15 protein-coding genes are annotated in these 12,107 nt (G+C 52.3%); 9 read left to right on the forward strand and 6 right to left on the reverse strand.

Features of this window, described 5'->3' with window-relative positions:
• Positions 1 to 95 precede the first annotated feature (95 nt).
• From lipB to lipA, 3 genes are all read left to right on the forward strand, one after another.
• Positions 96 to 737 (forward strand): lipoyl(octanoyl) transferase LipB, encoded by a 642-nt coding sequence (lipB, locus tag IM317_RS00690; protein WP_033144925.1) that lies wholly within the window; start codon positions 96 to 98, stop codon positions 735 to 737.
• 291 nt (positions 738 to 1,028) lie between these two features.
• Entirely contained in the window at positions 1,029 to 1,982 is a 954-nt protein-coding gene (locus IM317_RS00695; protein ID WP_032665064.1) for a YbeF family transcriptional regulator, read from the forward strand.
• Between the two features lie 207 nt (positions 1,983 to 2,189).
• A complete protein-coding gene (lipA, locus tag IM317_RS00700; RefSeq protein WP_013097595.1) occupies positions 2,190 to 3,155 on the forward strand; it encodes a lipoyl synthase in 966 nt (321 codons plus the stop codon).
• Between the two features lie 81 nt (positions 3,156 to 3,236).
• On the opposite strand, the gene tatE is transcribed toward lipA, so the two are convergent.
• A complete protein-coding gene (gene tatE / locus IM317_RS00705) occupies positions 3,237 to 3,440 on the reverse strand; it encodes a twin-arginine translocase subunit TatE (protein WP_033144924.1) in 204 nt (67 codons plus the stop codon).
• 125 nt (positions 3,441 to 3,565) lie between these two features.
• Positions 3,566 to 4,354 (reverse strand): deaminated glutathione amidase, encoded by a 789-nt coding sequence (locus IM317_RS00710; RefSeq protein ID WP_033144923.1) that lies wholly within the window; start codon positions 4,352 to 4,354, stop codon positions 3,566 to 3,568.
• A gap of 67 nt (positions 4,355 to 4,421) precedes the next feature.
• Here IM317_RS00710 and crcB point away from each other — a divergent pair, with 67 nt between their 5' ends.
• Complete coding sequence (gene crcB, locus IM317_RS00715; RefSeq protein WP_033144922.1) at positions 4,422 to 4,805, forward strand: fluoride efflux transporter CrcB; 384 nt, start codon at positions 4,422 to 4,424, stop codon at positions 4,803 to 4,805.
• A 219-nt stretch (positions 4,806 to 5,024) separates the two neighbouring features.
• Here crcB and cspE read toward each other — a convergent pair whose 3' ends face one another.
• On the reverse strand, positions 5,025 to 5,234 hold the full coding sequence (gene cspE / locus IM317_RS00720; RefSeq protein WP_002439184.1) for a transcription antiterminator/RNA stability regulator CspE: 210 nt from the start codon (positions 5,232 to 5,234) through the stop codon (positions 5,025 to 5,027).
• Between the two features lie 190 nt (positions 5,235 to 5,424).
• Complete coding sequence (gene pagP / locus IM317_RS00725) at positions 5,425 to 6,042, reverse strand: lipid IV(A) palmitoyltransferase PagP (protein WP_045142917.1); 618 nt, start codon at positions 6,040 to 6,042, stop codon at positions 5,425 to 5,427.
• 392 nt (positions 6,043 to 6,434) lie between these two features.
• Here pagP and dcuC point away from each other — a divergent pair, with 392 nt between their 5' ends.
• Entirely contained in the window at positions 6,435 to 7,802 is a 1,368-nt protein-coding gene (dcuC, locus tag IM317_RS00730) for an anaerobic C4-dicarboxylate transporter DcuC (RefSeq protein WP_023310737.1), read from the forward strand.
• Positions 7,803 to 7,896: 94 nt separating this feature from the next.
• Positions 7,897 to 8,706 carry a ribonuclease I gene (gene rna / locus IM317_RS00735; RefSeq protein ID WP_033144920.1) on the forward strand — a complete coding sequence of 270 codons (810 nt, stop codon included), beginning with the start codon at positions 7,897 to 7,899 and terminating at the stop codon, positions 8,704 to 8,706.
• Here rna and IM317_RS00740 read toward each other — a convergent pair.
• Entirely contained in the window at positions 8,700 to 9,317 is a 618-nt protein-coding gene (locus IM317_RS00740) for a flavin reductase family protein (RefSeq protein ID WP_033144919.1), read from the reverse strand. The two genes, rna and IM317_RS00740, sit on opposite strands and share 7 nt — an antisense overlap.
• A 267-nt stretch (positions 9,318 to 9,584) precedes the next feature.
• Between IM317_RS00740 and rnk the strand changes: the two genes are divergently transcribed.
• Positions 9,585 to 9,995 carry a nucleoside diphosphate kinase regulator gene (rnk, locus tag IM317_RS00745; RefSeq protein WP_033144918.1) on the forward strand — a complete coding sequence of 137 codons (411 nt, stop codon included), beginning with the start codon at positions 9,585 to 9,587 and terminating at the stop codon, positions 9,993 to 9,995.
• Between the two features lie 139 nt (positions 9,996 to 10,134).
• Positions 10,135 to 10,224 carry a small membrane protein YldA gene (gene yldA, locus IM317_RS24160; protein WP_272481390.1) on the forward strand — a complete coding sequence of 30 codons (90 nt, stop codon included), beginning with the start codon at positions 10,135 to 10,137 and terminating at the stop codon, positions 10,222 to 10,224.
• 8 nt (positions 10,225 to 10,232) lie between these two features.
• Here the strand turns inward: yldA and IM317_RS00750 are convergent, their stop codons facing one another.
• Positions 10,233 to 11,471, reverse strand: coding sequence for a zinc-dependent alcohol dehydrogenase (locus IM317_RS00750; RefSeq protein ID WP_032661072.1), 1,239 nt, complete (start codon positions 11,469 to 11,471; stop codon positions 10,233 to 10,235).
• A gap of 180 nt (positions 11,472 to 11,651) precedes the next feature.
• Here IM317_RS00750 and uspG point away from each other — a divergent pair, with 180 nt between their 5' ends.
• On the forward strand, positions 11,652 to 12,080 hold the full coding sequence (gene uspG / locus IM317_RS00755) for a universal stress protein UspG (protein WP_023310731.1): 429 nt from the start codon (positions 11,652 to 11,654) through the stop codon (positions 12,078 to 12,080).
• Positions 12,081 to 12,107 lie beyond the last annotated feature (27 nt).

The raw sequence follows: 12,107 nt of genomic DNA on the forward strand, positions 1-12,107 counted from the left end.
TCCCTTTGCGGTTACCCGGTTTGCCGGGTAACCCCTCTCCCCCGCTGTGATATACTCCTCCACACCTTTTGTCCCTCGTCTTCGGAGACGCAGTTTTGTATCAGGATAAAATTCTGGTCCGTCACCTCGGGCTGCAACCTTATGAGCCTGTCTCCCAGGCTATGCATGACTTCACCGATTCACGCGATGACAGCACCCCAGATGAGATCTGGCTGGTCGAACACCTGCCGGTATTTACGCAAGGCCAGGCGGGTAAAGCAGAGCATTTGTTAATGACGGGAGATATCCCGGTTATTCAGAGCGATCGCGGCGGTCAGGTCACTTATCATGGGCCCGGTCAGCAGGTGATGTACGTCCTGCTCAATCTGAAGCGCAGAAAGCTGGGCGTGCGTGAACTGGTTACCTTACTGGAACAAACTGTCGTCAACACGCTGGCGGAATATGGTATTGACGCACATCCACGCGCCGATGCGCCGGGAGTCTACGTTGGGGAAATGAAGATCTGCTCACTGGGGCTGCGTATTCGTAAAGGTTGCTCATTCCATGGCCTGGCCTTGAATATTAATATGGACCTTGCGCCTTTCCAGCGCATTAACCCCTGCGGCTACGCCGGCATGGAAATGACGCAAATGCGTCAGTGGGTTGAAACCGCTACGCCAGAACATATTCGTCCCGTGCTTTTAAAGCAGATGTTAGCGCTACTTAACAATCCCCCATACGAATATATCCCTGCTTAATACATCATACAACATGGCTCGATAATTTGGCGGGCCACTGTTTATTTACAGCTTTTGCACTTTACAATAATCCACAGATTCTATATTTTCGAAGCGCCCGAATATTACCGTCACATATTATTTAGCCTCCAGCAAGCATGGCAAACACGGCATAAGTAAGGTGAGCAATTATCACACAACCGTTTGCCCTTGATAAACAAGTGAAACAAAACCAACACTTTACGAATCTCTACAAGCATAATAAATAAATTCAACTATCATTCATATTGTGAATGTATACGGAGTGAAAGCGTGGAGTATAATAATTTACCAGCCAAACGACTGAATGAACCCGGTGGCGAAGACAAGCCGCAAATTTTTCGGACTTTACGTAATATTGATCTCAATTTACTGACTATTTTTGAGGCGGTATATGTCCATAAGGGTATCGTTAACGCTGCGAAAATTCTTAATCTCACGCCATCAGCAATAAGCCAGTCAATCCAAAAGCTACGCGCTATATTTCCCGACCCGTTATTTATCCGTAAGGGCCAGGGGGTAACGCCGACGGCTTATGCCACGCATCTCCACGAGTACATCAGCCAGGGGCTAGAGTCGATTCTGGGCGCACTGGATTTAACCGGGAGCTATGATAAGCAGCGAACCATCACCATCGGCTGTTCCCCTTCTGTCGGGGTGCTGGTGATGCCGGCGATCTTCCAGGCCGTAAAAGAGCATGCTCCGCAGCTCCTGCTTCGCAATGTGCCTCTCAATGAACCTGACATTCAGCTTGCCCAGTTCCAGACGGACCTGATTATTGAAAGCGGCAGCTTCAGTGCCAGAGCGCTGGGGCAAAATGTGCTTTATGCGGATAACCTGGTACTGGTTTGCCGCCAGCAGCATCCTGCTCTTAGCGAGCCGTTAACCATCGAAAACCTGCGCAACTACGATCACTCGTCTTTCATGACCGAAGGGCAATCTAATCATGCACTTCGTCAGCGTATTGATGAAATTTTCCCGGAACGTCAGATCAGCTTCAGCAGTTACAATATGTTTACCACCGCATCCCTGATCGGCAGCAGCGATATGCTGTGCGTTATGCCATCACGCCTGTACAGCCTGCTACAAAAATGCTGGCCGCTGGAAAGCATCCCGCTCAGCCAGCTTAATGCGGAATCTATCGAGATTTCACTGCATTACAACAAGCTGAGTTTGCGCGATCCGGTCCTGGAAAACGTCATCCGCATCATCCGTCAGGCCTTCTGACAGGTTTAGCCAGCACAAGCCCCTGCAACCCGCAGGGCAAAAGGCACAAAACAACAACTATTTTACAAATTGGCGATCTGGCAGGCTGCTTTAACGACCGTTTCAATGATATACTGCCTGTCGTTCGTTCAAAAATAGTTGATAAATACAACATTCCCTTGAATTGAAACGCTTTCCTTCGATATTCGCAACTGGAACACGCACGCTATGAGTAAACCCATTGTGATGGAACGCGGTGTTAAATACCGCGATGCCGATAAAATGGCCCTTATCCCGGTTAAAAACGTGGCTACAGAGCGCGAGGCGCTGTTAAGAAAACCGGAATGGATGAAAATCAAACTTCCGGCCGACTCTTCGCGTATCCAGGGGATCAAAGCGGCGATGCGCAAGAATGGTCTTCACTCCGTGTGTGAAGAAGCCTCTTGTCCGAACCTTGCTGAATGTTTCAATCACGGTACCGCGACGTTTATGATTCTGGGTGCTATCTGTACCCGCCGCTGCCCGTTCTGCGATGTTGCTCATGGCCGTCCAGTCGCGCCTGATGCTAACGAACCCCAGAAACTAGCGCAGACCATCGCTGACATGGCGCTGCGTTATGTGGTTATCACATCCGTTGACCGTGACGACCTGCGTGATGGTGGTGCTCAGCACTTCGCCGACTGTATTACGGCCATTCGCGAGAAAAGCCCTAACATCAAAATCGAGACGCTGGTGCCTGACTTCCGCGGCCGTATGGACCGCGCGCTGGATATCCTGACCGCGACGCCGCCAGATGTGTTTAACCACAACCTGGAGAACGTGCCGCGTCTTTACCGTCAGGTCCGTCCGGGCGCTGACTATAACTGGTCCCTGAAACTGCTGGAGCGTTTCAAAGAAGCGCATCCGCATATTCCGACCAAGTCTGGTCTGATGGTGGGTCTGGGTGAAACCAATGATGAAATCATCGAGGTGATGCGCGATCTTCGCCGCCACGGTGTGACCATGCTGACCCTGGGACAGTATCTGCAGCCAAGCCGTCACCACCTGCCGGTGCAGCGCTACGTGAGCCCGGACGAGTTCGATGAAATGAAAGCCGAAGCGATGGCGATGGGCTTCACCCACGCTGCCTGCGGCCCATTCGTTCGCTCCTCATACCATGCCGATATGCAGGCTAAAGGCGAAGAAGTTAAATAATGCTGTAATATTCATTTACAGTAATACAAAAAAACCGGCCTCATGAGCCGGTTTTTTTTCGCAAGCCCTCAGGCGTTGCTGTCACTCTTTGTGAGAAAGCTTGTCTGCCGGGACGTTATCCTCGGCGCTTTTCTTCACCGCTGCATCATCATCGTTCATCGCTTTCTTAAAGCCTTTGATGGCAGCCCCCAGGTCACCACCCAGCGTGCGTAACTTCTTGGTACCAAACAGCAGGACGACCAGTGCGGCAACCACCAGCAGTTTGGTAATACTAATCTCACCCATAGATACCTTCTTTACTTAAAACAGGCTGCATTCAGCGCCAAAACCTGACTGTATTAACGGTCATTTTGCGCGTGCACACAATAGCAATCTGTAACAAGGTGAATCAAGCATTGTTGAAAAAAACATCACAATAATTGCGGTGGCGCAAACCGACGATTGCGAAGAACGGGTAATTGCTGACGCGCAAGCGCAATTCTCTCTAAGTTTATCTCCGCCACCAGCACATGCGGGGCTTCAGCGGCGGCGGCGATCGTCACCCCCAGCGGATCAACCACCCTGCTTTGCCCGATGTTTTTCGTGCCACATTCCCCTGCGGCAACGACATAGCAGGTTGTATCCAGCGCGCGTGCCGCAAGCAGCGTTGCCCAGTGATGCTCTTTTAACGGCCCTTTGACCCACGCGGCAGGCAGTACCAGCACGTCAGCCCCCTGCAGCGCCAGATGGAGCGCCAGCTCGGGAAAACGCAGGTCATAGCAGGTCATCAGTCCGATCTTAAATCCGTCAATCTCCAGCAGCGGAGGGATATTGTCTCCGGGGTCAACGCGTCGCGACTCCTGGATGCTGAACGCATCATAGAGGTGAAGCTTGGCGTAATGTGCCACGATGGCCCCGTCACGAATCGCCACGAGCGTATTCACCGCGCGACCCGGCGTGGAGGGAACATGGATCGTTAAGATCGTCGTCATCGTATTGCCTGCGCTTTGGCCGAGCAATTGCTGTAAGAATTCGCCATCCAGCGGCTGCGCGGACTTCACGGATAAATCCGGATCGTTATCATCCCTGGCCAGCAGCGCCTCGGGGAGAACCAGCAGCGATGCGCCTTTCTGCCGGGCCTGCATCATCAGTTCGACGCACGTGAGCGCATTTTCACGCCAGTCAGGCGTGACCACAAATTGCCCTACCGCTACATACATATTTGTCCCCTCATCATAAACGGCGTTAAACTCGCTTCTCTTACACATCAAATAGCAGGTATTTAGCGTGTTACAACTTCTTTTAGCCGTTTTTATTGGTGGGGGAACGGGTAGCGTTGCGCGATGGTTTCTGAGTATGCGGTTTAACCCCCTGCATCAGGCGATTCCTATGGGGACACTTGCCGCAAACCTGATTGGTGCCTTTATCATTGGTATGGGGCTGGCTTGGTTTAACCGAATGACGCACATCGACCCAATGTGGAAGGTGTTGATTACCACCGGATTCTGCGGCGGTTTGACCACCTTCTCAACCTTTTCTGCGGAGACGGTTTTTCTCTTTCAGGAAGGCCGTATCGGCTGGGCGCTGATGAATGTGGCGATCAATATGCTCGGCTCCTTTGCGATGACGGGGATCGCATTTTGGCTATTTTCTTCCGCAAGCGCGCATTAACAGCCGAACCGTTAATGTTGGCTTAATTTTTCTCTGTCACTCTGAATGTAATACTGAACGAGGGTGACAGAATGAAACAGAGTCTGATGAGCGCAGGAATGGTGTTGTTGAGCGTGCTGATCGTTGCCAGCTTCCTGAAAATGTATCTGCTTGGCTGATTCAAAACGAAAAAAACCCGCTCAGTGAGCGGGTTTTGAAATTCTTGCTGACGCGTCTGAATTACAGAGCGATTACGTTAGCAGCAGAAGGGCCTTTGGCACCGTTAGTGATTTCGAACTCTACACGCTGACCTTCAGCCAGAGTTTTGAAACCATTAGACTGGATTGCAGAGAAGTGTACGAACACGTCTTTGCTGCCATCTTCAGGAGTAATGAAACCGAATCCTTTGGACTCATTAAACCACTTAACGTTACCTTTAATCTTAGACATCAAAATTACCTTTACATTAAAAAACGACACAAATGCTGTGTCGGTTATCAGTACATCAATTGTGGGACCTTTTGTCCAGCGGATCTTTGATAAAAAGTGACTAAAGTCGCGTTAATTTTCACTGACAGATTTTTATCGCTTATGAATCAACGCCTGCGCGTTTTTTCACCAGCATGTAACGTTTTGTCAGTTAAAACTGAAAACGCATCCAGGCGAAGTAAACGTTACCGTTGTTGTACGTACCCGGAATGTAGGTCATCTGGAACGTTGCGGGGCCATAGCCGATAGAGGCCAAAGGCAGCAGTACCGGGATTGGAATGTATTTCCAGTTGTCACGTGCAGTAACCCCGGCGGTATAGCCCAAACCGACGTGGAAGTTCTCGTCCGCTAGCGGGCGCCAGGTTTTTTCCCAACCATACCCCCCAATCGGCTCCCATTTATTAAACGAGTCTTTGAAGGCCATCAAATAGATGCCATGCCAGTTTCCCTTTTCATCCCAGCGCGACTGGCCAAAACCCGCGCCCCACGGACGCTCGTTGTATTTATCGGTTTTCTCTTTGTCATAAGCAAAACGCGCATGCCACGTTATTGCCGGGACATAGAGATCATAATGTTCAGGTGCCGTCCATGTCTGGGAAACATTATCCGTAAAGGTTGAGAACCAGCCTTTATCCGTCGCGTTGCCTTCTGCCTGTGCAACAGAACAAAACGTTAACTGCCCAAAAATAAACAACAAAATAGAGAAAAATGTATTACGTACAATCACAATGCAATTACCATTCTTAGTATTCGAGGCAAAGTTTACCATAAAGTAGTTGAATCAAAGCTTAACGACATCGGCGTTATTCCTAATTATTCAGCTTCTTTTCGGGAATATTCTTAAGGAAAGGCGGCAATGCGTTCAAAATAAACCCACAAGGGGTGTGACTTTACCCATTTAATGTTCTGAATCAGTGACATGTAAAACCACACAAAACATTAACAATTTGTTATCATTATTAGGACATATTGCGCTATTTCTGACGGTCAAGGCCCTCATGACATAAATGTATGGGCCATGGCAAAAAGACGGTTGTTCTGTTCTTTAGTCGTCTGTTTATTGATTTTAATCAGCAAGAACAGGCCAATTATTCGGCACATTTTCATCCTTCTTTTTTTTGATTTTTTGTGCTCCATTGCAGCAGAGATACAGGGGAAATCATGCTTACGTTATTCGAACTCCTTATTGGAGTCGTCGTCATTGTCGGCGTCGCACGCTACATCATTAAAGGCTACTCGGCCACGGGCGTATTATTTGTCGGCGGTCTAACGCTGCTGATTATCAGCGCAATAATGGGGCACCAGGTGTTACCTGCCAGCGCGACCAGCACCGGTTACACGGCTACAGATATTGTTGAATACATTAAAATATTGCTCATGAGCCGCGGCGGCGATCTGGGTATGATGATCATGATGCTGTGCGGTTTTGCAGCCTATATGACCCATATCGGCGCCAACGACATGGTCGTTAAGCTTGCCTCTAAACCCCTGCAATACATCAACTCGCCGTATCTGCTAATGGTCGCAGCCTATTTCCTCGCCTGCCTCATGTCACTGGCCGTTTCGTCGGCTACAGGGCTTGGCGTACTGCTCATGGCGACGCTGTTCCCGGTCATGGTGAACGTCGGTATCAGCCGTGGCGCGGCCGCGGCAATTTGCGCGTCTCCGGCAGCGATTATTCTCTCCCCGACCTCCGGCGACGTTGTGCTGGCGGCAAAGGCGGCGGAGATGTCACTCATCGACTTCGCCTTTAAAACCACGTTACCGATCTCAATTGTTGCCATCGTGGGCATGGGGATCGCGCATTTCTTCTGGCAGCGCTATCTCGATAAGAAAGAAAACATCAGCCATGAAATGATGGACGTGAGTGAAATCACCACGACCGCTCCCGCGTTCTATGCCATTCTGCCGTTCACCCCGATCGTCGGAGTGCTGATTTTTGACGGAAAATGGGGTCCACAGCTGCACATCATCACCATTCTGGTCATCTGTATGCTGCTGGCCGCCGTGCTGGAGTTTGTGCGCGGTTTTAACACGCAAAAAGTCTTCTCGGGTCTGGAAGTTGCGTATCGCGGTATGGCGGATGCCTTCGCTGGCGTGGTGATCCTGCTGGTTGCAGCGGGCGTTTTTGCCCAGGGTCTGAGCACGATCGGCTTTATCCAGAGCCTGATTTCTATCGCCACCTCGTTCGGCTCCGCCAGTATTATCCTGATGCTGGTTCTGGTGGTGCTCACCATGCTGGCGGCGATGACCACCGGTTCCGGTAATGCGCCTTTCTACGCTTTCGTTGAGATGATCCCGAAACTGGCTCACTCCTCCGGTATTAACCCGGCCTACCTTTCCATTCCCATGCTGCAGGCGTCAAACCTGGGCCGTACCATTTCGCCGGTGTCGGGTGTGGTCGTCGCCGTTGCCGGGATGGCGAAAATCTCGCCATTCGAAGTCGTCAAACGCACCTCAGTGCCCGTTATAGTTGGTCTGATTATCGTGATTATCGCCACGGAAGTGCTGGTACCCGGCGCGGCCTAAGCTAAATTAGGGATATCCAAAAAGCGCCTGTAGGCGCTTTTTGTGCTTTAATAACTTCCAGAAATTAATCGTGCTCATTCGATCAGGAAATCATATGTTCAGGAAGGATATCGTCATCCCGTCTGGCGCAATCGCGCTTGCTCTCTGTCTCTTCTCCGCACAGGCGGAACCGCTGAAGGCAACACAGTATGGCGATTTCGATCGCTATGTGCTGGCTCTGTCCTGGCAAACCGGTTTTTGCCAGAGCATGGTCGAACGCAACCGCAATGAACCTGACGAATGTCGCCTGCAAAAAGAGCGCGATAATAAAGCCGATATTCTGACCGTTCACGGTCTATGGCCTGGCCTGCCGAAATCTATTGCCGCACGCGGCGTGGATGAACGTCGGTGGATGCGTTTTGGCTGCGCCACGCGCCCCATTCCGAACATGCCGGAAGTAAAGGCTAGCCGCAAATGCGATGCCGCCGAAACCGGACTGTCGCTTTCCGCAGCCGCAAAGCTCAACGACGTGATGCCGGGCGCGGGCGGTAATTCCTGCCTGGAACGTTATGAATATGCCAAACATGGCGTCTGCTTTGGTTTCGATCCGGATGCCTATTTCGGCACGATGGTGCGGATGAATCAGGAAGTTAAAAACAGCGCGGTCGGTAAATTCCTCGCCGATAATTACGGGAAAACCGTCAATCGCAGCGACTTTGACGGTGCCGTTGCCAAAAGCTGGGGCAAAGAAAACATCAAAGCGATCAAGCTGACCTGCAACGGCAATCCGGCGTATCTGACCGAGATGCAGGTTTCGCTGAAGGCGGACACCATTAACAACCCGCTTTCTGCGGCGTCATTTGCCCCGCAGCCACATCCGGGTAACTGCGGAAAACAGTTCGTGATTGATAAAGCCGGCTACTGATCCGCGCCCGGGCGCACCATATCAAACCGGTTTTCGTCACTGATGCCATAATACGCCGTCGGCCCACCCGCACGCAGGATGGGCTGCGCTTTCGCCGTCTGGTAAATCCCCTCTTCCAGCAGCGTTTCGGCAATATGGATACCGACCACCTCCCCCAGCACCAGCCACGTATCGACCGGTGTGCCGTCGGCACAGGTAAGCTGAATGCACTGCGACAGGCGGCACTCAAAGTTCACAGGGCTTTCTGCGACGCGGGGCGCTTTGACCAGCTGGCTCGCCGCTGGCGTTAACCCGGCAAAGCTAAATTCATCCCGATCGTGCGGAAGCATCGCAGAGGTTTGGTTCATCGCTTGCGCGAGATCGCGCGTCGCCAGGTTCCAGACAAATTCCTTTGTTTCGGTAATATTACGCACGCTGTCCTTCCAGCCGTTGCTGGAAAAGCCGATGATCGGCGGGCGATAGTTAAAGCAGTTAAAGAAGCTATACGGTGCGAGGTTGAGCTGACCGGCCTTGTCGCATGAGGAGATCCAGCCGATCGGACGTGGACCAATAATGGCGTTCAGCGGATCGTGCGGCAGGCCGTGCCCCTGAGACGGTTGGTAGAAGTACATAGTTCTCTCTCGTTGGTGGGCGGACGCGAATTGCGCTTCGCGCAACGCCCGGGTTCAGGACACTCAGCGTAACGTATTCCGCCCGGAATGAAGACTGAATAAATTTCAGCGAAAATTCATATGGACCATGAATGTGACCTTCATCACTTCAAACTTGCGCGCTCAGCCAGTATCATCGGGAGAGTTAAACCCTCGCTGCCAGACGGCGAGGGTTTTCTTTTGGATTGGTTTCTGCGTTACGCGCAGCATTAACGACATGGAGTAAAAATGTCCAGACCTACAATTATCATCAACGAGCTCGACGCAGAACGTATCGACAGGCTGCTGGAAAAAGCGGAGTTTGCCTCACTTCCCGTGGCCGACGCCCTGAATGAGGAGCTCGACCGGGCGCAGATGTGCACGCCTGAGACGATGCCGCATGACGTGGTCACCATGAACAGCCAGGTAAAATTCCGCAACCTGACCACCGGTGAAGAGCTGACCCGCACGCTTGTTTACCCGGCTCAGATGACCGACAGCAGCACACAGCTTTCTGTTCTTGCGCCTGTGGGTGCCGCACTGCTGGGCCTGCGCACGGGCGATACCATCCACTGGGAGTTGCCGGGCGGCGCCTCTGCCCATCTTGAAGTGCTGGCGCTGCTCTACCAGCCAGAAGCCGCGGGCGATTACCTGCGTTAACCACTTCTGAACAAGCGCCCACCCGCTTTGCACAGAGGATGCAGCCGCATCCTCTTTCCGTAAATTCACCCCATTTTCTTATATCGCGCAAAAAGCCCTTAATCCACGCTTAATCTGTTTTGGTGCCGTGGGGACGGTCATGAGTGAGATACTGGTTATCACACTTATTTTTCTGATTATTGCGGCGATTATCGTCATGGCCGTGCTTTATCTTGAACGCCACAGCTAGGCGAGCACTTATGCAACCCCACCCGGGAAAGCGTTCACCAGGCCCTTAACTTTTTGCTCTGCGGCCTCAGGCGTTTCTGCGCCAGGGACCAGAATCACCTTCCGGCACTCCTCCTCCCGTTTTTCGAATACCTTATAGGCGCGTTCCGCATCGGCAAGGGGGAGATAATGGGTCACGATCTCTTCCGGAGTAAGCAGCCCTTTTTCGATCAGCGGCAGCAGCTCACCCAGCCAGGCATGGACGTGCGTCTGGCCCATCTTAAACGTCAGCCCCTTATCAAAGGCATCGCCAAACAGGAAGCCATGAATAAACCCGGCGTACACGCCGGGTACGCTAACTACGCCACCGCGTCGAACGGCAGCAATGCACTGCCGCAGCGCTTTGCCGCTGCTGCCTTCAATTTTAAGATTGCTGAGGATCGTTTCGGTGGTGCTGCCTTTCGCTTCGAACCCTACCGCATCAATCACGGCATCAACGCCGCGCTGGCCAGCGGTCTGCTCGATGATTTTTTCCGCTGCGTCGTTATCATCATCAAAGTTGATGGGGATTGCGCCGTAACGCGCCTCGGCAAATCGCAAACGGTACGGGTGGTGATCGATAACAAAGATCTGCTCGGCCCCTAACAGCCGCGCGCAGGCAATGGTCAGGAGCCCCACCGGCCCGGCGCCGAAAACCGCAACGCTTGAGCCTTTTTCAATCTGCGCATTTTTTGCCGCCTGCCAGGCCGTGGGCAAAATATCGGAAAGGAACAGCGCCTTATCATCGGAGAGGAGTTGCGGGACCTTAAACGGCCCGACGTTGCCTTTTGGCACGCGGACATATTCCGCCTGTCCCCCCGGCACGCCGCCGTAGAGATGGCTGTAGCCAAACAGCGCGGCCGGCGCGGGGATTTGCTTTTTGTTCAGCGCGGCGCCCTGCCCGGCATTGGTATTCTCACAGGCCGCGTATTGCTGCAGACGGCAGAAGAAACAGTCCCCACAGGCAATGACAAAGGGGATCACCACGCGATCGCCTTTTTGCAAATTCTTCACCTCTGCGCCGCACTCGACGATTTCCCCCATAAACTCATGGCCAAAAATGTCGCCGTGCTGCACCTTCGGGATCTTTCCGCGATAGAGATGCAAATCGGAGCCGCAGATAGCCGTGGCCGTGACGCGCAGAATGATATCGTCGGGCTGTTCGATAATGGGATCGGGGACATTCTCGACGCGTACATGGTGCGGACCGTGATACGTAAGTGCTTTCATGCGACCTCCGAAAGGTTCCAGGTAAGTGTATAAGGGTAGCTACCCCTGAAGGTCTGCCCCGGAATACGGGCCTTTTGAGATTTATCCTGGCAACTTAAGAAAACTGACGGGGCGCTTACAGAAACCATATCTATTTTATGGTTGAATGAGTTCAGCGTTTATAAACAAGGAGAAACGGGTATGTATCAGAGAATCATTATGCCGGTTGATGTTTTTGAGATGGAGCTGAGCGACAAGGCCGTACGCCATGCGGAGTTCCTGGCGCAGCAGGACGGTGTTATCCATCTTTTACACGTACTGCCGGGTTCCGCCAGCCTGAGCCTGCACCGCTTTGCCGCCGATGTGCGTCGCTTCGAGGAGCATTTGCAGCATGAAGCGGAAACTCGACTGCAAACCATGGTCAGCCACTTCAGCATCGACCCTTCGCGCATCAAAACGCACGTCAGATTCGGCAGCGTACGCGATGCGGTAAACGAACTGGCGAACGAGCTGAAAGCAGACGTGGTGGTCATCGGTTCGCGCAACCCTTCCATTACCACGCATCTGCTGGGCTCTAACGCCTCCAGCGTGATCCGCCACACCCATATACCGGTGATGGTCGTAAGATAAAAAAAGAGGCCACCTTTCGGTGGCCTC

It is taken from the genome of Enterobacter cloacae complex sp. S3 (assembly GCF_014930495.1).
In the GTDB taxonomy this organism is placed as follows: Bacteria; Pseudomonadota; Gammaproteobacteria; order Enterobacterales; family Enterobacteriaceae; genus Enterobacter; species Enterobacter asburiae_B.